Origin of the sequence: Citrobacter freundii complex sp. CFNIH9 (genome assembly GCF_002903305.1) — a bacterium.
GTDB lineage: Bacteria > Pseudomonadota > Gammaproteobacteria > Enterobacterales > Enterobacteriaceae > Citrobacter > Citrobacter portucalensis.
Genome location: NZ_CP026238.1, coordinates 961,970 through 984,823 on the forward strand (window position 1 = coordinate 961,970; position 22,854 = coordinate 984,823).

General features: G+C 48.0%; 29 protein-coding genes and 1 pseudogene. 20 read left to right on the forward strand and 10 right to left on the reverse strand.

Going from position 1 to position 22,854, the window contains the following annotated elements:
* Positions 1-48 precede the first annotated feature (48 nt).
* The 8 genes from C2U43_RS04890 (at position 49) to C2U43_RS04925 (ending at position 3,395) form a co-directional block, all read left to right on the forward strand.
* Positions 49-615: a hypothetical protein gene (locus C2U43_RS04890; protein WP_048998190.1), complete on the forward strand. Its 567-nt coding sequence runs from the start codon at positions 49-51 to the stop codon at positions 613-615.
* 89 nt (positions 616-704) lie between these two features.
* The gene (locus tag C2U43_RS04895) at positions 705-1,115 is read left to right on the forward strand and encodes a hypothetical protein (RefSeq protein WP_048998189.1); all 411 of its coding nucleotides are present in this window, start codon (positions 705-707) and stop codon (positions 1,113-1,115) included.
* Positions 1,116-1,192: 77 nt separating this feature from the next.
* Entirely contained in the window at positions 1,193-1,432 is a 240-nt protein-coding gene (locus tag C2U43_RS04900; RefSeq protein WP_048998188.1) for a DUF905 domain-containing protein, read from the forward strand.
* Between the two features lie 102 nt (positions 1,433-1,534).
* A complete protein-coding gene (locus C2U43_RS04905) occupies positions 1,535-1,993 on the forward strand; it encodes an antirestriction protein (protein WP_049016518.1) in 459 nt (152 codons plus the stop codon).
* Between the two features lie 15 nt (positions 1,994-2,008).
* The gene (locus C2U43_RS04910) at positions 2,009-2,485 is read left to right on the forward strand and encodes a JAB domain-containing protein (protein WP_049016517.1); all 477 of its coding nucleotides are present in this window, start codon (positions 2,009-2,011) and stop codon (positions 2,483-2,485) included.
* A gap of 8 nt (positions 2,486-2,493) precedes the next feature.
* Positions 2,494-2,715: a DUF987 domain-containing protein gene (locus C2U43_RS04915; RefSeq protein ID WP_048997881.1), complete on the forward strand. Its 222-nt coding sequence runs from the start codon at positions 2,494-2,496 to the stop codon at positions 2,713-2,715.
* 18 nt (positions 2,716-2,733) lie between these two features.
* The gene (locus tag C2U43_RS04920) at positions 2,734-3,051 is read left to right on the forward strand and encodes a type IV toxin-antitoxin system YeeU family antitoxin (protein WP_048997880.1); all 318 of its coding nucleotides are present in this window, start codon (positions 2,734-2,736) and stop codon (positions 3,049-3,051) included.
* 20 nt (positions 3,052-3,071) lie between these two features.
* The gene (locus tag C2U43_RS04925) at positions 3,072-3,395 is read left to right on the forward strand and encodes a TA system toxin CbtA family protein (RefSeq protein WP_048997879.1); all 324 of its coding nucleotides are present in this window, start codon (positions 3,072-3,074) and stop codon (positions 3,393-3,395) included.
* Positions 3,396-4,358: 963 nt separating this feature from the next.
* On the opposite strand, the gene C2U43_RS04930 is transcribed toward C2U43_RS04925, so the two are convergent.
* From C2U43_RS04930 to C2U43_RS04945, 4 genes are all read right to left on the reverse strand, one after another.
* Positions 4,359-4,658 (reverse strand): hypothetical protein, encoded by a 300-nt coding sequence (locus C2U43_RS04930; protein WP_103284747.1) that lies wholly within the window; start codon positions 4,656-4,658, stop codon positions 4,359-4,361.
* A gap of 95 nt (positions 4,659-4,753) precedes the next feature.
* The gene (locus C2U43_RS04935; protein WP_158654525.1) at positions 4,754-5,026 is read right to left on the reverse strand and encodes a hypothetical protein; all 273 of its coding nucleotides are present in this window, start codon (positions 5,024-5,026) and stop codon (positions 4,754-4,756) included.
* Positions 5,023-5,229, reverse strand: a complete 207-nt coding sequence (locus C2U43_RS04940; RefSeq protein WP_071667254.1) for a hypothetical protein — start codon at positions 5,227-5,229, stop codon at positions 5,023-5,025. Before C2U43_RS04940 ends, C2U43_RS04935 begins: the two co-directional genes overlap by 4 nt.
* A gap of 5 nt (positions 5,230-5,234) precedes the next feature.
* Positions 5,235-5,906 carry a tyrosine-type recombinase/integrase gene (locus C2U43_RS04945; RefSeq protein WP_233899571.1) on the reverse strand — a complete coding sequence of 224 codons (672 nt, stop codon included), beginning with the start codon at positions 5,904-5,906 and terminating at the stop codon, positions 5,235-5,237.
* 1,967 nt (positions 5,907-7,873) lie between these two features.
* On the opposite strand from C2U43_RS04945, the gene C2U43_RS29545 reads away from it, so the two are divergent.
* The 7 genes from C2U43_RS29545 to C2U43_RS04985 all read left to right on the forward strand — a co-directional run bounded on the left by C2U43_RS29545 (position 7,874) and on the right by C2U43_RS04985 (position 11,305).
* Positions 7,874-8,041 carry a hypothetical protein gene (locus tag C2U43_RS29545; RefSeq protein WP_164530024.1) on the forward strand — a complete coding sequence of 56 codons (168 nt, stop codon included), beginning with the start codon at positions 7,874-7,876 and terminating at the stop codon, positions 8,039-8,041.
* 102 nt (positions 8,042-8,143) lie between these two features.
* Complete coding sequence (locus C2U43_RS04960; RefSeq protein WP_103284748.1) at positions 8,144-8,908, forward strand: MarR family transcriptional regulator; 765 nt, start codon at positions 8,144-8,146, stop codon at positions 8,906-8,908.
* An 11-nt stretch (positions 8,909-8,919) separates the two neighbouring features.
* Positions 8,920-9,198 (forward strand): hypothetical protein, encoded by a 279-nt coding sequence (locus tag C2U43_RS04965; RefSeq protein WP_045890504.1) that lies wholly within the window; start codon positions 8,920-8,922, stop codon positions 9,196-9,198.
* A gap of 109 nt (positions 9,199-9,307) precedes the next feature.
* Positions 9,308-9,697, forward strand: a complete 390-nt coding sequence (locus C2U43_RS04970; protein WP_103284749.1) for a hypothetical protein — start codon at positions 9,308-9,310, stop codon at positions 9,695-9,697.
* Positions 9,690-10,028: a hypothetical protein gene (locus C2U43_RS04975; protein WP_103284750.1), complete on the forward strand. Its 339-nt coding sequence runs from the start codon at positions 9,690-9,692 to the stop codon at positions 10,026-10,028. Before C2U43_RS04970 ends, C2U43_RS04975 begins: the two co-directional genes overlap by 8 nt.
* A gap of 605 nt (positions 10,029-10,633) precedes the next feature.
* Positions 10,634-10,924: a hypothetical protein gene (locus C2U43_RS04980; RefSeq protein ID WP_103284751.1), complete on the forward strand. Its 291-nt coding sequence runs from the start codon at positions 10,634-10,636 to the stop codon at positions 10,922-10,924.
* Positions 10,925-10,927: 3 nt separating this feature from the next.
* Positions 10,928-11,305: a hypothetical protein gene (locus C2U43_RS04985; RefSeq protein ID WP_071667357.1), complete on the forward strand. Its 378-nt coding sequence runs from the start codon at positions 10,928-10,930 to the stop codon at positions 11,303-11,305.
* Between the two features lie 152 nt (positions 11,306-11,457).
* Here the strand turns inward: C2U43_RS04985 and C2U43_RS04995 are convergent, their stop codons facing one another.
* Positions 11,458-12,438, reverse strand: coding sequence for an IS5-like element ISKpn26 family transposase (locus tag C2U43_RS04995; protein ID WP_000019450.1), 981 nt, complete (start codon positions 12,436-12,438; stop codon positions 11,458-11,460).
* Positions 12,439-12,523: 85 nt separating this feature from the next.
* Here C2U43_RS04995 and C2U43_RS05000 point away from each other — a divergent pair, with 85 nt between their 5' ends.
* From C2U43_RS05000 to C2U43_RS05015, 4 genes are all read left to right on the forward strand, one after another.
* Positions 12,524-13,561: a major capsid protein E gene (locus C2U43_RS05000; protein WP_103285967.1), complete on the forward strand. Its 1,038-nt coding sequence runs from the start codon at positions 12,524-12,526 to the stop codon at positions 13,559-13,561.
* 135 nt (positions 13,562-13,696) lie between these two features.
* Entirely contained in the window at positions 13,697-13,891 is a 195-nt protein-coding gene (locus C2U43_RS05005; protein ID WP_049120149.1) for a hypothetical protein, read from the forward strand.
* Positions 13,892-13,893: 2 nt separating this feature from the next.
* On the forward strand, positions 13,894-15,762 hold the full coding sequence (locus tag C2U43_RS05010) for a hypothetical protein (RefSeq protein ID WP_103284752.1): 1,869 nt from the start codon (positions 13,894-13,896) through the stop codon (positions 15,760-15,762).
* Between the two features lie 29 nt (positions 15,763-15,791).
* On the forward strand, positions 15,792-16,466 hold the full coding sequence (locus C2U43_RS05015) for a phage baseplate protein (RefSeq protein ID WP_103284753.1): 675 nt from the start codon (positions 15,792-15,794) through the stop codon (positions 16,464-16,466).
* A gap of 40 nt (positions 16,467-16,506) precedes the next feature.
* Here the strand turns inward: C2U43_RS05015 and C2U43_RS05020 are convergent, their stop codons facing one another.
* The 5 genes from C2U43_RS05020 to C2U43_RS05040 all read right to left on the reverse strand — a co-directional run bounded on the left by C2U43_RS05020 (position 16,507) and on the right by C2U43_RS05040 (position 20,510).
* A complete protein-coding gene (locus C2U43_RS05020) occupies positions 16,507-17,178 on the reverse strand; it encodes an EAL domain-containing protein (RefSeq protein WP_103284754.1) in 672 nt (223 codons plus the stop codon).
* Between the two features lie 252 nt (positions 17,179-17,430).
* A complete protein-coding gene (locus C2U43_RS05025; RefSeq protein ID WP_103284755.1) occupies positions 17,431-18,666 on the reverse strand; it encodes a tyrosine-type recombinase/integrase in 1,236 nt (411 codons plus the stop codon).
* 149 nt (positions 18,667-18,815) lie between these two features.
* The gene (locus C2U43_RS05030; RefSeq protein ID WP_103285968.1) at positions 18,816-19,352 is read right to left on the reverse strand and encodes a GNAT family N-acetyltransferase; all 537 of its coding nucleotides are present in this window, start codon (positions 19,350-19,352) and stop codon (positions 18,816-18,818) included.
* Positions 19,339-19,548 (reverse strand): hypothetical protein, encoded by a 210-nt coding sequence (locus C2U43_RS30015; RefSeq protein ID WP_327004075.1) that lies wholly within the window; start codon positions 19,546-19,548, stop codon positions 19,339-19,341. Before C2U43_RS30015 ends, C2U43_RS05030 begins: the two co-directional genes overlap by 14 nt.
* Positions 19,530-20,510 (reverse strand): IS5-like element ISKpn26 family transposase, encoded by a 981-nt coding sequence (locus C2U43_RS05040; protein WP_000019450.1) that lies wholly within the window; start codon positions 20,508-20,510, stop codon positions 19,530-19,532. The genes C2U43_RS30015 and C2U43_RS05040 overlap by 19 nt, the downstream gene beginning before the upstream one ends.
* A 65-nt stretch (positions 20,511-20,575) precedes the next feature.
* Between C2U43_RS05040 and pgaA the strand changes: the two are divergent.
* A pseudogene (gene pgaA, locus C2U43_RS05045) lies at positions 20,576-22,846 on the forward strand (poly-beta-1,6 N-acetyl-D-glucosamine export porin PgaA); the annotation flags it as partial.
* Between the last annotated feature and the right edge of the window lie 8 nt (positions 22,847-22,854).

A 22,854-nucleotide genomic window follows, 5' to 3' on the forward strand; every position in this document is an offset into this window, starting at 1 on the left:
CTGCTCAGACAACAACATGCCTATATGATGCAATAAAAGGATATCACGATGAAAAAAAGACTCACTACTCTGGCTGTCACAGGGCTCCTGCTGCTCACGACCAGCGCACATGCCTACGATGTCACCGGTCGTCTCACCAACTGGTACGACATGAAGAAAAGCGGCTGGACCTCTGCGAATGGCTATGATGATGTGAAAATGCTCAATGCGCTTGGGTTGAAGGCTGACATCATTGGTTATTATCCGTGGACGAATACATTTTTGCTGCGCCAGGCCTATAACACCCCTCTGTATCTAGCTGACAAAAAAACAAAAACCGTCCGTTACCTGAACCTGAAAACGGCTAGCGGATATGCTTCTGATCTTGATGTGGTGTACCAGGGTGAGGATAACGGTAAAGGGTGTTACTTCAGTATCGTCGATACACAGGTGCAGCTTGAGATGGTTAATAAAAAGGCGGAGCCCCGTGTATTGATGGTGCTGCCTGAAAGCTGCACAAATAAACAACAACTGGCTGCCATTAAGGCCAGGCAGACAGAAAAGGATCGCCAACTGCAACAGTGGGCCTCTCAGCAAAGCCTAAAAGAACTGTGCCGCCGTACCGGTAACTGCTGAGCATCTGATTAAAGACGTTTTAAATCACACCAGATGCCCTGCAAATATATCGGGTGTCATCTGGCACCCATTAATTCAGGAAGAATGCCATGTTAAGTATTATCACTTCAGCCATATCCGCCCTCATTCTGTTGCTCGCCACCTTCAGTGCCAGTGCCGCTCAGCTTCCGGCAAACCTGATGGATAAAGACAATCCCGGCCAGGAGTACTGGTGCCAGGGAAACGACATCAACACCTCCATGTGCTCACTGACCGGTGTCAGCGACGACCATAAATTTGCCCTGATTCAGGACCTGCCGGGCCCGGCCTGTGAAGACTTAAGCTTCGGGGTTATCGACCTGGTGCACCAGACCGGTGTCAACATTCCTTACGACGGTGGTGACTGCAAGGGCGATGTGCAGGCCGGGTTTGTGCGCGGCACGAAAGATAATGCCCTGTATGTGAAGATTGTCCGGGGCAGCAAAACCTTACGGCTGTATAAGGTGCAAACCGGTTACTGACAATCCCCCTACACATGCAAACTCCCACAGCCCCTGACGCATCTGCGTCAGGGGCTTTTGTTTTTAAGGTACATCGAATGCCTGAATCTCACATGCTGCCACCGGGACCTTTTACCCGACAGCAGGCCGAAGCAGTTACCCGCCGGTATCGCAACATCGGCATTGAAGACGACCAGGGTAGTCACTTCCGCCTGGTGGTTCGCGACGCCGAAGGCCGGATGGTCTGGCGGGCATGGAACTTTGAACCGGATGCCGGTGAAGGGCTTAACCGTTATATCCGCAGGTCAGGTATCCGCACTGACATTTTCACCCGCTGACCCCGAATCATTTACCACCAATATTTAACCTTCCTGAACCCACTTTATTACCCCATGCGCCAGCCATCGTCGCTGGCATTTTTTATTAATGGAGATATACCCATGACTACAGCGACACAAAACAACCTCGCATCTGCTAACGAATCCGAATTTGAACTGACCGTAACGCAGCTACCTGACGAACAGCGTATCTGCTTCTGGCCGCAGCACTTTGGCACCATTCCACAATGGACAACGCTGGAACCGCATATTTTCGCCTGGATGGGCCGCTTCTGTGCGGATTACAGCGGTGGTATCTGGTCCTTTTACACCCTCAGCAATGGCGGCGCGTTTATGGCCCCTGATGCTGACAGTGACGATAAATGGCATCTGTTCAACAGCATGAACGGCAATGGTGCAGATATGAGTGCAGACGCTGCCGGTATCGCGGTCTGCCTGATTGAATACAGCCACCATGCCTGCCGTACAGAGTGTGACGCAATGACCGCGCACTATTACCGCCTGCGGGACTACGCCCTGCAGCATCCAGAAGCCCACGCCATTCTGCGCATCATTGACTGACCGGAGGAACAACGAATGAAACAGCTTTCCTTTTTACCCGGCGAGATGACGCCACAGGACCGGCATCTCATTCAGCGGGCGCTGAGGATTCTTGACCGGCATCTGCATGAGCCCGGGGTGGCCTTCACCTCCACTCACGCCGTCCGGGAGTGGCTGCGACTGCATATGGCCGCGCTTGAGCGGGAAGAGTTCCGGGTATTGTATCTGGACAACCAGAATCAACTGATTGCCCATGAGACGCTCTTTACCGGCACGATTAACCGCACCGAGGTGCATCCCCGGGAAGTAGTCAAACGTGCACTGCACTTCAATGCGGCGGCGGTGATACTGGCGCATAACCATCCTTCCGGCGAGACGACGCCCAGCCTAGCCGACAAAACCCTCACGCAGCGGCTGGTGCAGGTACTTCAGCTGGTGGATATCCGTGTCCCTGACCACCTGATTGTCGGCGGCAGGCAAATTTATTCGTTCGCTGAACACGGTCTGCTGTGAGGTATGACATGAAAATTATCAGTAAACGCCGGGCAATGACGATATACCGCCAGCATCCGGCCTCACGCATTTTTCGATACTGCAGTGGAAAATATCAGTGGCACGGTAGCGTCTGCCATTACACCGGCAGGGACGTGCCGGATATCTCAGGTGTCCTGGCGGTATACGCCGAACGTCGCCAGGACCGCAACGGGCCGTATGCCTGCCTGATGAGTATTACCCTGAACTGACAATAACGGAGGTTATCAATGAGCAACATCACATGGGGCCTGCAGCGGGATATTACGCCACGCCTGGGAGCCCGTCTGGTACAGGAGGGGAACCGGCTGCATTATTTAGCTGACCGGGCCAGCATCACCGGCCAGTTCAGTGACGCAGAATGCCGGAAGCTGGATGTGGCATTTCCGTACTTTATCCGCCAGATGGAATCCATGCTGACTACCGGTGAACTGAATCCTCGCCACACCCACTGCGTCACTCTGTACCGCAACGGTTTCACCTGCGAAGCCGATACCCTTGGCAGTTGCGGCTACGTATATATCGCCATTTATCCCACTCAGCGCTAATAACTTCCACGAGAGCAAACATGAAATCTCAACCTGCAACAACTCAGCGGGCGGCGAAGCCCTGCCTGTCACCCGTGGATGTCTGGCAAATGTTACTGACACGTCTGCTGGAACAGCACTATGGTCTCACCCTCAACGACACACCATTCAGTGAGGAACGTGTTATACAGGAACATATCGATGCCGGTATCACGCTGGCTGATGCCATTAACTTTCTAGTGGAAAAGTACGAACTGGTTCGTATCGATCGCAGAGGGTTTAGCTGGCAAGAACAAACGCCATATCTCACGATTATTGATATCATGAGGGCCCGCCGGGATCTGGGTTTATTAAATCGTAATTAGTCTGATACTAACGGTGTCGCTGCTTTCGAGTATGCCTGCCATTTGCTATCATCTCGCTTCCTGCTGATTTATCGACAAAGGTAATTACTTGAATTCAAAGCCTCTGTGCTTTGGGGGTATCTTTGGGGGTATAAGTTAAGATATAACTTGAAAACTCTATGTTTTTCAAGTTATTGATTGGCTTGTTCTAATCCCTTCGCCCGCTCCAGAATCTCCCCAGGTGGAACCGTTCGAAAAAACTCCGGTTCTTTCAGCATGTTACGCAGTAGTGCTTACTAACATGCTGAGGCGTTCTACCATAGTTCACTACTTTGAGACTTGTCACGAATGGTTACTCGGTGAGATGAGAGTGTAGCCAATCGTCGGCGGTGGTTTCAAGTTCTTACCGCGATAGCCCAACAATGAACGCAAAGCCTACACCAGGCAGCGACGGATCGCACTTCTCATAACCTTACAGTGAAGCGCATTTTTTGCCGATGCTCCCCCATGCCACACGTCGTGATGACGTTGCAGGGAATAAACAGGTTTATGGTGGTGATGCTCCGGTAGCTACAGATCCGGCTCTGCCAGCGGTTCGGCCTCGCTCCTTCGGGTACATGGTCATCCTGATAAGCTTCACTGTCTGACATAACCCTGATGAAGTCGCCTAACGGCTCCGCACGTTGTCTTACCACCAACGGGCATTATGGCTTCTATTCTCTAAAATCTGTGAGTTGGGCATTTTCTGCACCCTGGTTAACCTAAGATTAATCTGAATAAATCAAGGGTGAGTATGGTTACCGGGAACAGACAGATTCAAGAGGAATCACCTGAAGAAGAGTTGGATCGCTTGCTGGACGAGCTTGCACTCACACAGGAACAACGGGAGTTTATCGAATCTATGCGGCAAGAGGACGGGGATAAAACCAACGGGGAGTAATACCCTAAAGAAAAAGGGGCATTGCGCCCCCGTCAAGAAATTGGTTAGGCTTCTTGAGCACATTCGCTTTGATACTGTCGCCAGTACATTTGCGCAAAGTCCATAAACTTCGAGAAATCAGCCTTACTTAGTTCTTTGTTGGCTTGGATAATGTTGCATACAGCAATGTGCTCTTTCGCTGCTTCGTCCTTGTCGGCAATGTCTTTAAAACGTAGCGCTATTGCACTTTTCACCTCAAGGATCGCATCTAACCGTTTCTCAGATAGCCGTGGGTGTTTTTCCTGCAACTCTTCTTGATAGAGTTCAATGTCTTGCTTGATTGAATAAGAATTGTATGTCGCCATTTTATCTCCTCGTTCGTTATGGTTATTTCAAAGCCCGTAGCCACATCATAAGCAAATGAAGCTGGCTTCCTGTCATGGCAGGGATTCGGACGGTTCTACCGTTGCTTGCGTTGCACAGCGCGAGCGCTAACGCCATAATGTGATGATTCGGCATTTCCTGATCTCCGTTGGGATTGTTGGATACGGCGGGGGCTGTCTTCCGGCAAGTTGCCAGCCTTCGCCACTTCTTCATTTACAGCTTTTCTAAGGTTTGTTGGTAACAAGTGCCGTTGTAGCGTCGTTCCTGCAAGTTTCACTATCTGCGTATACACGCGCACGGTGGCCCCATTCCAGATAAAGCTAATGATCGGCTCTTCCTCCTTTTTCACTCTTCTGAATCCTCTGTATTGAAGGTTTTCGCATACGGACATTTCCCCTTTGTTACGTAAGTGAACAGATAATTGCTGTTCTGATACGTGCATAGCGTTTTCCCGTTCTCCGTCTTTTCCTCCTGTGGGTTGGTCATCGTAATTTGTCCTGCATTCGCCAGGGCTGGCGAGAGCGCCAGCGTCAGCACCAGTAAGCGTTTCATGTTGATCACTCCCAAATGTTTGCAAGGGCAGCGCCCACGCTCTTAACGTCAATCTTCAAATAGTTCATGGTCACTTTAGGATCTGAATGGTTCAGCGCTTTCATGGCTAAAGCCAAATTCCCGTTAGACTTCTCCCACACCTGTGTGGCAGAAAACTTGCGAAAAGAATGGCAGCCTACCGTTCCTTTAATCCCGACATTCTCCGCAGCCTGTTTGATCTCACGGTTCACTTGTTCACGGCTTACAGGGGATTTTCCTGATGCACGGTTGCTGTGCGATGTGAAAACGTATTCGTCTTTCGGGAATGCCTGGCGGCGACGTTCTACGATCTCCCACACCTTCGCAGGGACGATGATTTCCTTCTTCTTGCCCGTCTTACTCTCCAGCACTTCCAGCGTGCTTCCCTCCTTGAACTGGCTGAACTTCAAATTCACCGTATCCCCGACACGTAAGCATAAAGAGGCCATAGTGATCGCTACGTCTGCGAATAGCTGTTTGTTATGACTTTCAAGCCAGCTAATCAGCTTAAACGCCTCTGCCTGGGTGATTATCTTCGTGGTCGCCATCTGCTTATCTCCATCAATCTTGAAACTGTGAAATAAGATTATGATCATTTTCAGTAAGTTACAACCATTCAATCTCACATTTTTATTGAAGGTGGTGGAAGGTTGCGCCATTTCCAGCACTACTGAATGCAAAGAAGTACGGCCTCCTGTTTAAAATTCGCACAAATATAGAATATCCTTAACAAAATCAAACGGTTGGCAAGTCTAAATAGATGTTTGAACGTTGCCAAATCCTGGCGAGGCTATGCACATTTTATGCAGATTCATTGCATACAATAGAGAGGGAGGAGGACGGTTAAATAATTTATTTTAATTAAATCAATGAATTAGGCGTTCTATCTCACATTACTATAAAACCTTGAGGTAGAGGCATTGCACGGTAGATGATAGCTGTTCTCATTTGTGGCGTTGTGATCTGAGTTGATGATAATTATTATCAACAAAGGTGATTTTGGTATGGAAAATCGAATTGTTACATTATAACAAAAGTCGTTAAGCACATTGCACCTATCATGAAAGTGCTCTTAGTTGACAATGATTGCTGTGAGCCGCACGGTGCAAGGCTTTACAAAAATTGAGGTAATGTACATCGATAGTTAGAAAGTGATTTACAGAGCGTGAGAGGTGGATTATTTAGATTGGCTTAATCCTGGATTAAGTAGGGCTTTACTGTCCATTTTGATTGGAATTACTGCGGGTTGTTGCATGGACGATTCGGAGTGAGCAGGGTGATGATTAATCGTTGGGGAGTGACGTTTTGTCACTTTCAGCGTGAGAACATACGGGAAAAACCCTGCTATGTGACGGAGTGTCACACATACGAATCATCCTGTCTGTGACGTAATGTCACATCAACAAGCTACTTCTGTGACGCAGCGTCACACATGAGGCACGTTATCTGTGACGTAACGTCACTCTATAAGACTAACTAACTATAATACTAAGATCTATAAGACTATGTTTGTGGATTTGACCTTTTGCGCTGGTCGCAAAGATCATTTGCCTGGCGTCAATCGCCGTCACTCAAGGGGAAATGTCCTGGTACGCCGTTTGGTGGCTTCCCGGACACCCCCGTTCCTGCTCACGACGCAGCAAAGCGTTACTCTTTACCTTCTGGACTCGTGCAAACTTCGTTTCTGACGAGAGTCAGGCACGAACGATTATTTGCCATCGGCAAGAGATCGCTTTCGCCGTGGGCGAATACCATTGCGCTGTGCGCGGAATTACCATCTGACCAACCAACTACCGTTGATTGTCCATCTGATAAGCTGACTAACTTCAACCATCCATTCATGAACTAACGTTCACCCATGCAAGGTTTCAGTAAGTCAGTGGCTAAGGCTTCACTGTTCGCTGATGGCTCCAGTTCATCCAGCCTCAATCCAATACCAACACCTACTATCCTGATAACTACCGTTATCCCTCTGTAGTTGTGCTATTGGTTTCGGGAGTAAGTGACAGAGGTGCGCCATACGTCACCAGAACGCACAGGAAGCCCGTAGAGCGATTTTAATAGGGTGGTTGGTGCATTGGTAGCCTGAATGCGTTATAACGCCGCAGAGAGCGTTACAGACTGTTTTGTGTGTTTATTATGGCTGTCGTCTTTGGTGGCAGGTTCTATCATAAATTTCGATTGACAGCAACCCCAGGTTTTTGGTGAAAAGCATGTAATGCGCTTGACTTTTTCGAAGTTATTGAAAAATATCTTGACAGCAAGTGTGCTTTTAGTGTATTATTAAAGGTATGTGATAATCATTATCATCTACCTCATCTAACAACATTCCATACGCATGAATTGCAGCCTCCACCAGGTTTTTTGGTGCGGGGGCTTTTTTGCGTCTGGAGAAAACCAAACAGGAGCAAACAACATGCGTTACTTCAATGTTGACCAAATCTACGCGGATTTGATCACAGGCCGAACAACACGAACACTTGTTTACAGTTCACTTGTCCGAGCACGTAAGCGAGAACAGCCAGATAGAGTGGAGATGTTCGAAGAAGCGATCCGACGCTTTGATGAATGGCGAGCAACGCCAAACTTCACCCCAGTGACCAGCTAACCCAGAAGGAGAACAAGAATGATCGAGAAGAAAACCAAACTACCACCGTCCACATCGTTAATGATACCGGATGAGACATTTCAGATTCTGTTCAGAGAAGCGAAGCGCCGAAAAATGAGCGTAAGCGCACTCCTTCTTGAAGAATGCCAAAGTCTGGCGGTCAAATACTCGAAAGCTGGCGCGTAATAACAGCGTTCCAGCGTTAACACCCAATCCACGAATGAGAAGCGGAGAAAACTAAATGAAGAGCATTCGTAATTTACTGAGCATACATAGGAGCAAACAACAATGGCAAAAACCCTCGCCCAGATTAAGGCAGATTACCAGTACACAGATAAAAAAAATGGTGAAGTAAAAGATCGTTCAATCAACACCCCGCATTATTTCCGAGACATTCCGAGAATTTATTCTCCCAATCTCCAGGATGGTTACATGGACTTTTGCCCAAAGGCGCAAAAGCTGTACTGCTATTTTCAGGGATGGGAAAATTCAGGGAATTTCTGTTACGAAAGTCAGGAAGAACTTGGAAAGGTGATCGATTTATCCAGGGAGCGAACCTGCAAACTGATTAAGAAATTGACAGATGCAGGGCTAATCACGAAAGAGAAAAATCCTGGTTATCGTTCCAAAGTTTACCGGACGTTTCCGATCACTGATGCTCACATTACCCCACCAGAAGCGCCGACAGCGCAGCCTGTAGCAGCGTCTGACGAAGTGCCAGCCCCTGAGCCAGTGAAGGCCGCAGAGGAGCATTCAGTTCCTGATTTTGATGATCTTCCGTTTGTCTGGGATGCTCCACAGTATCAACCAACACCAACGATCCCCACTCAGCAGGACAAGCCAGACCTTCCCTGGGGCGGTGTAGCTATCTGCAAACCGAATGGAGATCCCATTGATGCCGCTTTGAAATGGGCGCTAACAGAGACAATGGGCGATGAGGAAGCAGCCTACCGACTTATTTCCCAGACAGCGACCAAACATCTTGGACGTGAGATTATTTTAACCGTACCAACGAATGAAACCTTCGACGAATTCGAAGATCTACCATTTTAACCAGGAGGATTATGATCCAATACTTAGTGAAATACGGTGTTGACCGTATTCAAATTAACGACGCTGGAAAGCGCGTATTAGAAACCCTTCAATACTTTTACAAATCTAAACCGACAAAAATCCAACTTGGTGACATTATCGAACGATCTGGATGTTCGCAAGGCGGCGTGATGTTCTGGCTTCACGCTTTAAAATCATTCGGTGTTATCGATTTTAAAGAAGCTGGCTATTTCGACGTAACAGTTAAATCTATGATCTCGGATTATGAGATCATTTATTCAAATGACTAAATAACAATACGAGAAACTTTTATGATCATCGCTATCTATTGGCTATTTGCATTTTACGCAGCATGGAGCATAACGAGGAAACACGGAAGTTTCCCTCTAAGAGGAATGAATGGGACGAAAAAAACGAAACCCGATTAAACGGATAGAACAAGCGACACGCGCCAGTAAACGTAAATACAGCCATAAGCTAAAAGATTATTCAAGAGAATCTATTTCTGGCGAGATGGTAACTACGATTATAGAACACCCTCCAACGGTTCCAACCGGATCAGAGTTTGAACTATTGCAGGATGTTCTTTCGTCAACGGACAACATTTATTACAAACCACGCCGCCGCCGTGAATACATCATTGACAGTAGCCAGCTTAAACCCTGGCAAATTATCGGATTTGAGCATTACGCCGATTATGTCGGGTATTCACAAACTAACGGCCTGAGTGGTCACACTGCCGATTTGGACTTTTTATTTAATGACGATAAGGAAAATTATAATGACTAACGACACAATTCAATCTCTAATCCTTAGTTTCGAAGATAACTATCATCTCCCGCTACTACAGGAAGTGAATAAAACATACATTACAGCAACGCCTGAGAGCCTCCTGAACGCTGTCAGACATACAGAGCAAACCATTACAGCCCTTGAGCATCTTCAAGCCTCTGTAGCTCGTTTAGTGGAACGTGACGGTAGCACCATTACCGCTGATCAGGCGTGGCGTGTAGCTAATGACCTTGAGGAGCTTGCTTGCTCCCTACAATACATCACCGCCGAACTTGCGGAGCTGGCAATAGACATTGCCGAGAAATTTGCTGTAAGTGAATTTGAATAAAAATGTAGTTAAAGTGAATAAAATGGCGATCTGGGTATTGACAAATTAACAGAAATGTTATAGAATAAGAAGTAGGGATAGTATTCGAATCACTTCCCCTCCTGAATGCCGTTTCCCATAGCGGCACTCTCTTTTGAATGCTTTTTTTGAAAGTGTTGGTTCTTTCTTCTTCTTTTTTGTTTAGTTCCGAAGGAATGCGCGGGATGTAATGTCTCGTTGTGTTGGCATTACATGCAATCACCCGCGCATCTCCGACCTTTTCAAAAAGAGCATTCGCTCTTTATCCCTCATTCATTCCGTTAGGATGAATGTAGTCAGACTTAACTACCTTGAATTGTGAGAGGTTCAGGAAATTACGTTAAGGCTGGCAAATCTTCTATTAATACACTCCCGAAAGTGTCAGCTAATAGATAATGAATTAAGATCTGTTATTGCCAGCGTGAAGGGCTTCACGTTTAACAGATGCAAAGTACCCCCGATCTTTTTAAATCTCCTAAGATACTAAAACGGGGGTCTTTTTATTAGATTGTATTCTTAACTTCATTTCTCCTGAAAAAATGACGTTAATAATGCTTTCTAGCAAGGGCATTCTCTCCAGGGGCTAAATGCCCCTTTTTAATCTTCTGCGCTTTATGCGTAACGAAATAGTTAATACAACAAAGGAAACGGTAATGCTTCTCATGAATTATGACCGTGTGATCACTCACAAAGGCACTTCCCTTATTCTCTCTGAAAAGATGATTAAGCAAGCGGCTGATTTTCTCAATGTGGACGTTGAGACTATTCGAGAGGCTACAGAGAAATTCTGGCCTACAGCCACGATCACAAAATCAAATACCCCTCACCCACCATCAGGGCTTGAGGCACGATTAAAACTAATAGCAAAAGGAAAATAACCAATGCAATTTGGAACATTTCAAACTCTGAACGGGAATAACAGCCACGCCCGTTATAAAATTATCGCCCATGCTTCTGATGCAATTATGCAGGATAAGCTAATCCGTGTGGAATCCGGTATTCCTGCCGATCTCATTGTTGGCGACCTCGTGAACGATACAGGCGCGAAAGCTGCCACCCCTGGTGACATTGCGTATGTTGTCGTAGAACCTGCAACCGCTGGCGATAAAGCGTTTATTGTAGCTTCTCCAGAGCATACTATTTTAGCCCTGGTTGGCGTTGAATTTGGAAGCCTGGATAAATCTCTGGCTCAAGCGCAATTAGTAACTCTTGGCTTTACTTTCACTGACTACTCTACCGTAGCCCTACGCACAACCTAATCAAGGGAAGGTGCGAATAAGCAGGTCATTTCTTCCCAAGCTGACTCGCTGATTAAAATTTCGCGGATCTGGGCCGATTTTTTTCCCGCAAACACATCGAATCAGCCTATTTAGGCTATTTTTTCCACCATTTCTGGCGTTATTTCCGGTTTTTACTGAGATCTCTCCCACTGACGTATCATTTGGTCCACCCGAAACAGGTTGGCCAGGGTGAATAACATCGCCAGTTGGTTATCGTTTTTCAGCAGCCCTTTGTATCTGGCTTTCACGAAGCCGAACTGCCGCTTGATGATGCGAAACGGGTGCTCCACCCTGGCACGGATGCTGGCTTTCATGTATTCGATGTTGATGGCCGTTTTGTTCTTGCGCGGATGCTGCTTCAAGGTTTTTACCCTGCCGGGACGCTCGGCGATCAGCCAGTCCACATCCACCTCGGCCAGCTCCTCGCGCTGTGGCGCTCCTTGGTAGCCGGCATCGGCTGAGACAAATTGCTCCTCTCCATGAAGCAGATTACCCAGCTGATTGAGGTCATGCTCGTTGGCCGCGGTGGTGACTAGGCTGTGGGTCAGGCCACTCTTGGCATCGACACCAATGTGGGCCTTCATGCCAAAGTGCCACTGATTGCCTTTCTTGGTCTGATGCATCTCCGGATCGCGTTGCTGCTCTTTGTTCTTGGTAGAGCTGGGTGCCTCAATGATGGTGGCATCCACCAAAGTGCCTTGGGTCATCATGACGCCTGCTTCGGCCAGCCAGCGATTGATGGTCTTGAACAATTGACGGGCCAGTTGATGCTGCTCGAGCAGGTGGCGGAAATTCATGATGGTGGTGCGATCCGGCAGGGCGCTATCCAGGGATAATCGGGCAAACAGGCGCATGGAGGCGATTTCGTACAGGGCATCTTCCATGGCACCGTCGCTCAGGTTGTACCAATGCTGCATGCAGTGAATACGCAGCATGGTCTCCAGCGGATAGGGCCGTCGGCCATTGCCCGCCTTGGGATAAAACGGCTCGATGACAGCGGTCATATTCTGCCATGGCAGAATCTGCTCCATGCGGGAGAGGAAAATCTCTTTTCGGGTCTGACGGCGCTTAGTGCTGAATTCACTATCGGCGAAGGTGAGTTGATGGCTCATGATGTCCCTCTGGGATGCGCTCCGGATGAATATGATGATCTCATATCAGGAACTTGTTCGCACCTTCCCAAGGATAATAATAAGAATGGCTTATTCAGATTTATTTTCTGGCAACATGTATGACTTTGCCAGCCCGTTTACATTCTCTACTCAACTAAACCAGATTGTAACTAATCTTGGGTTATTTAAAATTGAGAATCACGACGTTAACTCTATTGCACTTGAGAAAATCACTGATGTGAAAAATCTTGTTGCACCTGAAAAGATGCCTTATGCACAAAGCGATTGGAATAGTGCAGAACGTCCAGAATTTACCAATTCTCTTTACCAGCTTAAATACACAAATTCTCTGAATAGTGTTTCAAGCCGTGATCTGGAGCAGTTTAAAGCAAGAGGCGTGGTAGACACTGCGGATCAAATTACCCTCGCTATTTCTGATTTCAGCGACGCACAGTATGCACAGGTGAGTAACACGGTAGAGGTTGACCTTGTAGAGGCGCTGTTAGGGCTTCGTGTGGAGTCACAATACGCCGGACAGGGCAATTTAGATTTCCTTGCTGGCGAAGCTAAAACCACATACACGATGGACATTAGCGCAGACGCTAACGTATTCCAGCAACTAAGTGAGATCGGACGCATTCAGAATGTGAAACTTGGATCAGGGCTGGCACAGGCTAAACAAGGGGCGGTGATCCTGGCATCCGGCAAAGCAGCCGTAGCGCTACACTATCACCCGTCCGTGAAAGACTTCATGGTGTATACACTGCCTCTGGAGTCCGGTGATAACTTCTACACCCGCACTAAAGGCGCTAACCCTGCTTTCGAAACCTGGACGCTGAACGGTGTAACTGTGATCGATGTGACGGGCTACTCACTGATCACCGACAAAATCGGGGTTGATGGCTTCGTTAGTTTGCCAACCATGAAACCTGAGTCAAATGCCTACGTCCTGCATAGCGGTGTGGGCGTTCGCCATGCGACACAAGGCAAAGGCGCGGATCTGTATCACCAGTATGTAATTGTTGATCAGCGTTGGGGCTTCCCAGAAGTGGCTACAGAGTGTAGCTATCTGCCGATTGTTAATGTTCCACAAGCGATCATTTTCGGTACTGTTTCAGAATAATGAGCGTAGACGGTAGTTCTTCCCGTCTTAAATAAAGAAGAACTTTTGAATAGGGCGTGTGAACGTTGGGAACTATGAGAGCGCAAATCTCCCCAGTGTTCCCGCCCTTTTTTATTTCCAACGTGAGGAAAGAGTATGCAATTAATTTTAAAATCTAACAAAGGGCTGCATGTTCAATTATCGGCCTCTGATGCCGAAGGGCTATTAAATGTTGCTGCAATGTGCAGATTATTAGATGTTGACTATAACGGCGTGAGACAACGTATTTTTCGTGGTGAAACTGTAGAGCAAGCGATTCACCATTTCTTAGATCAGAAAGGCGGTGAATAATCATGCTTGAAATTAATACAAGCGTATTAAAAAATACGGTGACATTCAGTGTTGACCGTAATTCAATGAAGACAGCCCTTGATGCTTTTGACCAGATTCAGCAGAAAGCAAAAGGTATTAAAGATCCCACAATAAACATGAAGAGATTCAGCCAGGGGCTAAAGTCTGCTGAAAGAGAATTAGATAAGCTAAATAAGAAAGTCTCTAAGCCACGTAATAACGATGAAAGAGAAAAGGCAAGAGCAGCTAAGGCGCAAGCCCGTGTGGAGGCTCAGGCAGCGAAAGAGGCCGCGAGAAATGCACAGCGCCGTGAACGTGCAGAGCTAAAACTCCTGGATACAGCCAGCAGCTTTAAATCAATGCAACACCTTACCAACGTAGAATTAGCCCAGGCGGCATTACAGGCCAGCAAAATTACCCGTAGTTATGCTGATGGAACGATCAGCCTACAACGCCAAAACAGCGAGATTAAGCGCTTACAGCAGAATTACAGACGTATCAACGCAGAGCGTAGGGCAGCAGCAAAGGCGGGAGGGGCTAACGCTCTTGGTGGCGGTGGTAAGGCGACAGGGGCAATCTCTGGCTCTCTCATGGGCTTAGGCACTGGTGCGCTTGCTGGCGCTAGTATCGGTGCGGCTGCGTATGGTGCTTATTCATGGGGTAAAGAGGCTGTTACAGCCCAGGAAGAGCGTAGCGAGATTGTACAGCGTGCCAGATTAGGAAATGTAGATTACAACGCGCTACAAGCCCAAAGCCAATACGCTACCGCTAACGGCATTGATTCGGGAATGGGTATTCAAGGCCAGCGTAAGCTATTGGACAACTACAAAGACATCCAGGACCGCATCGGTCAAACTCTCAATGAGGCTAAATACGATAAGAAGTCGGGACAGTGGAAAGGTGGCGATCAGGGGATTCTGTCAGCGGTGAACACTGCCGGATTCACTTTGAAAGATTTGCAGTCCTACCAAAAGAACCCGATGGGCTTCGTCTCTGCCTATACCAATACGTTAGAGAAGCAGGGCAAATCACCAGAGCAAATCCTCGCATCGTTGGAACAGTTAGGTGATGACCTGGGCCTATACCATAAAGCGTTTATGAATGGTGGTAAGGCACTCACTGATCAGGTGGACGTGCTCAAGCGTAACGGGCAATGGTTGAACCAGGAACAGCAAGATCAGCTTGTGGCCTACCGCAAATTCAATCAGGAAATGGACATTCTCAACGATAGCCAGAAGTTGGCATTCTTCGAAGGTTTCATGGAGTCTCTCGACCCTGCGACGGTTAAAGAGTTTAAGGAAGCGATGCAGGAAGCGTTACCCTTCTTCAAAGGCTTAGGCAAGGCGGCGGGTGATGTTGTAGATGGCTTAATGAAGATGACCAACTGGATCACTGGTAAGCTAAATCTCCTGAACGGTGACAACACCACTAAAGAGGCGGTGAGCCAGCATTACGGCACAACGTCAGCACCTGTACAGCCTGGAAGTAACCCTGTGGCTAACGCCTACGGAGCCAGCCAGCCTAAAGCAGACGGTCATGAGCCTAATGTATTCGACACAATGCGTGAATGGTGGAATGGCACATCCAATAATAAAGACGTGAGCAGCTACGCACAGAGCGCTAACGGTGATTATTCTCCTGTTTCGATGTTGAAACAATCCGCAGCGACTACAGCGACACCGCAAGCTAATAATACAGTGGTTCAACCTGTGGTATTACAAAATAATCTACCGGAAGGAATGATCTCTCTCACTATTGCCCCTGATCCGACATTCGGAAACATGCTAAATGCGAGCGTAGATCAGCGTATTAATCAGAACAATCAGCGTATGGTGCTGGCTGTTTCATCTGGACAAGGGACGGGGGGCTAATTGCCCCTCTTCGTAAGGAACGAAATAAAATGGCAACACCAGGAAGTTTAACAATCGGGGGAGATTCTTCCCGAATCAATTCAACTCAGAACAGTAATAACAGCAGCGCTACCCGTAATAAAGGTGAAAACGGATTCACTATTCTTGCTTCTGTTTATAATCCAGCTTCTGATAGCTACATTCAGAACTATCAGGCAATTGTGTTTGATGCTGTTCCGAGTATTGGAATCAAACGCCAGGCAGAAGTGACAAGCTATCCCGTTGAGAGCGGCGCAGAAGTGAGTGATCACGTTCAGATTAAGAATAATACATTCAAGCTATCGGGGGTTATTACCGAAACTCCGGTAAGGCTTGAGAAAGATTTATTATACAGTGCTGGCGTTAATGGTACTCGTATTTCTCAGGCTATCCAGTATCTTGATAAAATCTTTGATAGTCGTCAACCTATTACATTAGTGACAGAGCACAAAGTGTATGAGAATGTCATTCTCTCTGGCATCAGTTACGATTATAAATCTGAATTTGCTATGCAATTCGATCTTGAATTTGAACAAGTCAGGCTTGTTAGCACTGCTACAGTTAATGTAATTGCAACTAAGACGCAGGGGAATAAATCTATTGGTGGTACGGTAAAACAGAAGGTAGTAAACAATGCACCTAAGAAAAGCGAAGGTGATACGGTTACTACGGAATTTAAGAAATAAACAAGGGCATTTTGCCCTTTTACAAGGAAGATGATTCAAGCTATACCAAGGAATCTACGTTCTCAAATGGGATGGATTTAAAAAGATAACCCTGTAACCCCCAAATGCCTACTTCACGCAAGATTTCCATACTTTTTCTATCCTCAATGCCTTCAATAATAATTTTGTCGCAGTATTTTTTAATTAATACAATTAATTCGTAGAAGGTTGGTTTTTTCACCTGCTCATTAAAGAAAATGCGATCTATTTTTACTACTTCAAAGTAACCTTCTAACAAACTAACTACATTCGAATTACCTGCCCCAAGGTCATCGAGCCACAGCCCATTCACACCCTGGCTCAGCGACTTTAACAAGGGGGTTTTTAATCCTTTATCTAAACCTAGGAAATTCTCAGAAAGCTCAAGTTTGATGAATGGCATCGATTCGAAAGTTTGTCTAAGTATGTAGTCATGACGTATCAGAAAAGCCATTTGCTGATCAATGTTCAGTGTACAAAATAGATTCTTTCGTTCGAACCACATTTGCATACTGGCAATGTTTCCGCATTGTTCGTATAGGAAAACCCGTTTCCTATCTAAATCCCAAGATGAAATTACGAACTCAGGATGAAGGGGGCGTCCATCTGGGGAAATGAAGCGAGTGAGAAGCTCAACGCCCAACAACTTTTCGTCAATGCTTACTATAGGTTCAGCAATGAATGTAGTATCCATAACAAACACCTTAAATTTCTACATAGGTTCATTCATAATGTGGTCTTTGTAACAAAAAATCAATAATGGTTTCTGTTATTTAGGTGTGTAACCTACTGAATTTGGTGGGTTTTTTTTGGGGTTTTAGTGTTATGGCTTTGATGCTTTTTTGTTACTGTTTTAATCTTGCTTTGTTCGTAAAGCAAGAATTAGCGTGTATTATTCATAAACAATAGCTTATTAATCTAATCAATTTGTTTATAAATAAGGGGCTTACGCCCCTTTTTCCGTTTCAGGGAAGATGATCTCTGGATAATCCACCATTTCCACATAGTCGGACAATTCTTTCATGGAACACCCCGCGCTGTATGTCTTGAATGCTTCTGTGGCTGCGGCTTGGGAAGAGTGCCCCGTGATGTAGCCTATACGCTGTTCGGGTACTCCGGCACGGTCAAGACACGTGATAAAATGCCCCCTCAAACTGTGAAAGCATTGGCGATCTGTAGCCATAGGCACTACGCGACGCCGTAAGCGGGTGAATGCCTGGGAATAGAACGGCCCCTTTTTCCCGTCTTTGCGTTCAATCTTGTTAGCCTGTGGTAACAGGTAATCTCCAGTGTTCAAACTCAGATAATAATCCACCATACCGATCAGAAAAGCGTGGATCGGTATGTGCCTAACCCCTGCTTTCGTTTTCGATTTGCTAATGAAGAAAGTCTGTATCCCTTCCACTATAACAACATCTGATTTTTTCAAGCTGGCGATTTCGTCCAGCCTTGCACCAGAGAACAAACCGATCAGAATGACGGCTCGTAGTTCTTCGTCTGCTTCGTTGAGCAGGGTAGATAGTTGATGCCATTCAAACGGCTGGTAGCTCTCAATAGTGCGCCGTGCTTCGAGGTTCATGCCGTGAAACGGATTAAGCGGCGCTACAGCGTCGTAGCGACGTTTGGCAAACTCATAGAGGCTTCCCAGTGACGTTAACCAGTTTTGCAGCGTCTGCCCTGCTACGTCGCGTTTCTGCTGTTCTTCGATGAAATCCGTAACCAGCCGCCGTCCTATCTGATCCAAACTGATATCAACTTTCCCGATACTCTGGAGAAAAACCTCCACGGCTCGCGCCGATTTGCTCAGTGTGGACAGTGAACGCCGATCCCGGTAAGCAGTGGCGTATTCGTCACGTAATAGGCACAGGTGAGGAATAGAACTGGCTCGCTCCTCAATCAGGGGTTTGTTTTTATTCTTGCGGATCTGTGAGTGCAGGGAAGTGATCGCAAGCTGGATGCGCCTGTCCTCTGTATCTGGCTTGAATTGTTCTTTCAGGTTGTTCCACTCTACCAGCATGTGATTGCGGAAGTGTCGAGCCTTGTAAATGTCTCTTGTACCAGTGCTTTTCCGGTAGAGGCGCTTCCCGCCGAACATGTGGCGCATGTAAGCAGGAACGTAGATTTGAAACTGCCAAACACCGTCCGGTGAAAGATAAAGATACTCCTGGCCCTTGATTGTCATGAGATTGATCCTCTAAAATCTCGCAATCAAGTATCAATAATAGTTACTATGTTGATTCTATGACCGTCGCGTTATGGAAAAATGAAACAGAGTTTCGATTCCCTTCGCCCGCTCCAAAATTCTCTCCCTGTAGTTAATCCTTAAAAACGTTAGATAGCGACACCGGAATCCGGTGGTAGCGTGCTGTTACCTTCACCCAGATTACGTTGTAGCAATACCGTGTCGAGCCATAGCCCATGTTTGAAGCCAATGTTTTTCAGTGTGCCGATTTGCGTAAATCCGGCTTGCTGATGGACTTTTAACGATCCCTGATTATTGCTGTCGCCGACGATGGCAATCAGTTGCCGATAACCCTGTGCTTCAGCCCAGCCAATCACATGACGCAGTAAGGCTTTTCCTACACCCTGACGCTGAGCCGTTGGAGCAATATAAATCGAATCCTCAAGGGTATAGCGGTAGGCATAGCGTTCACGGTAGCGGGTGAGGTAGCAATACCCCATGACCTTATCTTCCTGCAGCGCGACGACCCACGGTAGCCCGAGGCTGCGGATTTTTTCCAGACGAGCAAGCATCTCGTGTGCATCCGGCGGGTCGGTTTCAAAGCTGCCGGTACCGTGAAGAACATGATGTGCATAGATATCGCGTATGGCGGGGATGTGCTTTTCTTCTGCGTTAACGATTTTCATTGACCGGCTCCCATTGGCGTCTTTGCCCAGGGAAGGTGCGAATAAGCAGGTCATTTCTTCCCAAGCTGACTCGCTGATTAAAATTTCGCGGATCTGGGCCGATTTTTTTCCCGCAAACACATCGAATCAGCCTATTTAGGCTATTTTTTCCACCATTTCTGGCGTTATTTCCGGTTTTTACTGAGATCTCTCCCACTGACGTATCATTTGGTCCACCCGAAACAGGTTGGCCAGGGTGAATAACATCGCCAGTTGGTTATCGTTTTTCAGCAGCCCTTTGTATCTGGCTTTCACGAAGCCGAACTGCCGCTTGATGATGCGAAACGGGTGCTCCACCCTGGCACGGATGCTGGCTTTCATGTATTCGATGTTGATGGCCGTTTTGTTCTTGCGCGGATGCTGCTTCAAGGTTTTTACCCTGCCGGGACGCTCGGCGATCAGCCAGTCCACATCCACCTCGGCCAGCTCCTCGCGCTGTGGCGCTCCTTGGTAGCCGGCATCGGCTGAGACAAATTGCTCCTCTCCATGAAGCAGATTACCCAGCTGATTGAGGTCATGCTCGTTGGCCGCGGTGGTGACTAGGCTGTGGGTCAGGCCACTCTTGGCATCGACACCAATGTGGGCCTTCATGCCAAAGTGCCACTGATTGCCTTTCTTGGTCTGATGCATCTCCGGATCGCGTTGCTGCTCTTTGTTCTTGGTAGAGCTGGGTGCCTCAATGATGGTGGCATCCACCAAAGTGCCTTGGGTCATCATGACGCCTGCTTCGGCCAGCCAGCGATTGATGGTCTTGAACAATTGACGGGCCAGTTGATGCTGCTCGAGCAGGTGGCGGAAATTCATGATGGTGGTGCGATCCGGCAGGGCGCTATCCAGGGATAATCGGGCAAACAGGCGCATGGAGGCGATTTCGTACAGGGCATCTTCCATGGCACCGTCGCTCAGGTTGTACCAATGCTGCATGCAGTGAATACGCAGCATGGTCTCCAGCGGATAGGGCCGTCGGCCATTGCCCGCCTTGGGATAAAACGGCTCGATGACAGCGGTCATATTCTGCCATGGCAGAATCTGCTCCATGCGGGAGAGGAAAATCTCTTTTCGGGTCTGACGGCGCTTAGTGCTGAATTCACTATCGGCGAAGGTGAGTTGATGGCTCATGATGTCCCTCTGGGATGCGCTCCGGATGAATATGATGATCTCATATCAGGAACTTGTTCGCACCTTCCCTAACGCCAAATCAGGTTGCCGACTGGTTGCAAGTTTCTGGTTGGGTCGATAACAACGATAAAACAACCATTGAAATCTGGCAGCGGTATCGTGGGCAGATGGATGTGCCTGCGCGCGGCAAAGTCGCCGCTGCACGTGCGTACCGTAACCAGAAAAACTGGAATGATTCATTGGCGGTGTGGGAAAGCGTTTTACAGGAAGAGCCTGATAACGTGGATGTACGCACCGGCTGGATAATGACGTTGGCAGATGCGCGCTACAACCAACAAGCCCTTACTGAAGCGAATAAATGGGCGCAGGCGCATCCGGGCGCAGACTCCGACGCACTGCTTGCCTATGTGTATCATTCTCAGGGGAAAAACTGGGATGCACTGTTGGTTGCCAGCCAGGCGGATGATGTTGATCCAGGCAACAAAAATGCAAAATCCACGCTGCTATCTGCGCTCTCGGCGAACCGTGTTTCCGGACCCGCTTTAAATATGGCGGAGGTCGTTCCCACGGCTGATCCAGTGAAGCGCCGTCTTGAGCTTGATGCGGCGGCTGAAATGGTACGCTCCTCTTATACGTCCGCACGTAATGAAGAAGAACGTTTTATCGTGGCCGATAAAGCGCTGGCCCGTTATGACCAACTGTTGGCGGCCTGGAAAGATGAGCCGTCTGCGCAGAATGATGTCCGTCGGGCGAGAATTGACCGTATGGGTGCCTTGTTGGTGCGTAAGCGTACTGCCGAAGTGATTGATGAGTATGAGTCCCTTTCTGCAAGCGGCGAAGTACCAAACTATGCAAAACGCTGGGTGGCATCAGCATGGTTAAGCGAACGTCAGCCGGAAAAAACCGAAGCGATGCTGGCGAGCATTTACTACCCGAATGGACCTATCCCGGTGACGCCACTCAGTCCTGAGGATCAACAAGATCTGTTCTACGCGCACATTGATAATGAAAACTTCGATGCTGCCAAAAAACAAGTTGATGATTTGATCAAAGAGAGTCCGTATCTACGGCGTATCTATGGCTCGCCAACGCCGCAGCCTAACGATAACTGGCTGCTCGGACAGTCGCTACTGACGCAATATCATATCGCTGCCAATGAACTGCCAGAGGCAGAAAAGCTCGCAGAGCATCTGGCACGAACAGGCTCTGGTAACCAGGGATTGCGCATATCTTATGCCTCTGTGCTTGAAGCGCGTGGATTGCCGCATGCGGCGGAGAAAGAGCTTAAGCTGGCGGAAGTCATTGAGCCAAGCAACCTGGAGCTGGAACGTCAGCAGGCTTACGTTGCACTGGATCTTCAGGAGTGGAAACAGGCAGATGAACTGACGGATGACGTTATTGCCCGTAGCCCGGATGATGAAGCGACGCTGCGCCTCGCGCGTATTCGTGATGTCCACAAAATGTCGGAAGTGCGCATTAGCGGTACGCAGGGGATCTCGTCCGATAGCCCGGTCAGCGGTAAGAATGACTTCAACATCAACACGGCTATTTACAGTCCGCCAATTAATGACAACTGGCGACTGTTTACCGGATTCAACTTTGCTACCGGTGAATTTGAGGAAGGGAAGGGCATCAGCCGCGATCTGGCGGCGGGTGCAGAATGGACTTCCCGCGATTACTGGGCGGAAATGGAAGTGTCAGGCCGAAATTATGGCGATGGTCAGAAGATTGGCGGGCGTCTATCCGGCTGGCATGACTTTAATGACAACTGGCGCGTTGGTGGGTCGGCCGAACGCCTCTCTCGCAATACCCCGTTGCGCGCGCTGCGTAGTGGCGTGTATGCCAACGGCGGCGATATGTTTGTTCGCTGGTATCAAAACGAACGACGTGAATATCAACTGTCGTTTGCCGCATCACATTTCTCGGACGGTAACGATCGCATCGAATATGGACTCAGCGGAAAAGAGCGCATGTGGACCACGCCGCGCTTCACGCTGGACTTTACGCCGGGTATCGGCGGGAGCACCAACACCAAAGAGAATGTGCCGTATTACAACCCGAAGAGTGATTTTTCCGTTGTCCCTGGCCTGAGCGCGGAGCAGGTTCTTTACCGCCACTATGATACCGTCTGGACGCAGCAAGGCCTGGCAGGCGTAGGTGGCTACTGGCAGCAAGGTGAAGATGCAGGTGCTATTGTCCAGGTGGGATACGGCCAACGGCTTAAATGGAACAACGTCGTAGATGGCGGGGTGATGCTGATTTGGGATAAACGCCCCTATGACGGTAAACGTGAGCGGAATATCTCCCTCGCTTTCGATTTAAATGTCAGGTTTTAAGGATTGTT

Coding starts and splice junctions, on each gene's coding strand:
- C2U43_RS04890 (WP_048998190.1), top strand. CDS start 49: ATGAAAAAAAGACTCACTACTCTGGCTGTCACAGGGCTCCTGCTGCTC.
- C2U43_RS04895 (WP_048998189.1), top strand. CDS start 705: ATGTTAAGTATTATCACTTCAGCCATATCCGCCCTCATTCTGTTGCTC.
- C2U43_RS04900 (WP_048998188.1), top strand. CDS start 1,193: ATGCCTGAATCTCACATGCTGCCACCGGGACCTTTTACCCGACAGCAG.
- C2U43_RS04905 (WP_049016518.1), top strand. CDS start 1,535: ATGACTACAGCGACACAAAACAACCTCGCATCTGCTAACGAATCCGAA.
- C2U43_RS04910 (WP_049016517.1), top strand. CDS start 2,009: ATGAAACAGCTTTCCTTTTTACCCGGCGAGATGACGCCACAGGACCGG.
- C2U43_RS04915 (WP_048997881.1), top strand. CDS start 2,494: ATGAAAATTATCAGTAAACGCCGGGCAATGACGATATACCGCCAGCAT.
- C2U43_RS04920 (WP_048997880.1), top strand. CDS start 2,734: ATGAGCAACATCACATGGGGCCTGCAGCGGGATATTACGCCACGCCTG.
- C2U43_RS04925 (WP_048997879.1), top strand. CDS start 3,072: ATGAAATCTCAACCTGCAACAACTCAGCGGGCGGCGAAGCCCTGCCTG.
- C2U43_RS04930 (WP_103284747.1), bottom strand. CDS start 4,658: ATGGCGACATACAATTCTTATTCAATCAAGCAAGACATTGAACTCTAT.
- C2U43_RS04940 (WP_071667254.1), bottom strand. CDS start 5,229: ATGAAACGCTTACTGGTGCTGACGCTGGCGCTCTCGCCAGCCCTGGCG.
- C2U43_RS04945 (WP_233899571.1), bottom strand. CDS start 5,906: ATGGCGCAACCTTCCACCACCTTCAATAAAAATGTGAGATTGAATGGT.
- C2U43_RS29545 (WP_164530024.1), top strand. CDS start 7,874: ATGATCGAGAAGAAAACCAAACTACCACCGTCCACATCGTTAATGATA.
- C2U43_RS04960 (WP_103284748.1), top strand. CDS start 8,144: ATGGCAAAAACCCTCGCCCAGATTAAGGCAGATTACCAGTACACAGAT.
- C2U43_RS04965 (WP_045890504.1), top strand. CDS start 8,920: ATGATCCAATACTTAGTGAAATACGGTGTTGACCGTATTCAAATTAAC.
- C2U43_RS04970 (WP_103284749.1), top strand. CDS start 9,308: ATGGGACGAAAAAAACGAAACCCGATTAAACGGATAGAACAAGCGACA.
- C2U43_RS04975 (WP_103284750.1), top strand. CDS start 9,690: ATGACTAACGACACAATTCAATCTCTAATCCTTAGTTTCGAAGATAAC.
- C2U43_RS04980 (WP_103284751.1), top strand. CDS start 10,634: ATGCCCCTTTTTAATCTTCTGCGCTTTATGCGTAACGAAATAGTTAAT.
- C2U43_RS04985 (WP_071667357.1), top strand. CDS start 10,928: ATGCAATTTGGAACATTTCAAACTCTGAACGGGAATAACAGCCACGCC.
- C2U43_RS04995 (WP_000019450.1), bottom strand. CDS start 12,438: ATGAGCCATCAACTCACCTTCGCCGATAGTGAATTCAGCACTAAGCGC.
- C2U43_RS05000 (WP_103285967.1), top strand. CDS start 12,524: ATGGCTTATTCAGATTTATTTTCTGGCAACATGTATGACTTTGCCAGC.
- C2U43_RS05005 (WP_049120149.1), top strand. CDS start 13,697: ATGCAATTAATTTTAAAATCTAACAAAGGGCTGCATGTTCAATTATCG.
- C2U43_RS05010 (WP_103284752.1), top strand. CDS start 13,894: ATGCTTGAAATTAATACAAGCGTATTAAAAAATACGGTGACATTCAGT.
- C2U43_RS05015 (WP_103284753.1), top strand. CDS start 15,792: ATGGCAACACCAGGAAGTTTAACAATCGGGGGAGATTCTTCCCGAATC.
- C2U43_RS05020 (WP_103284754.1), bottom strand. CDS start 17,178: ATGGATACTACATTCATTGCTGAACCTATAGTAAGCATTGACGAAAAG.
- C2U43_RS05025 (WP_103284755.1), bottom strand. CDS start 18,666: ATGACAATCAAGGGCCAGGAGTATCTTTATCTTTCACCGGACGGTGTT.
- C2U43_RS05030 (WP_103285968.1), bottom strand. CDS start 19,352: ATGAAAATCGTTAACGCAGAAGAAAAGCACATCCCCGCCATACGCGAT.
- C2U43_RS05040 (WP_000019450.1), bottom strand. CDS start 20,510: ATGAGCCATCAACTCACCTTCGCCGATAGTGAATTCAGCACTAAGCGC.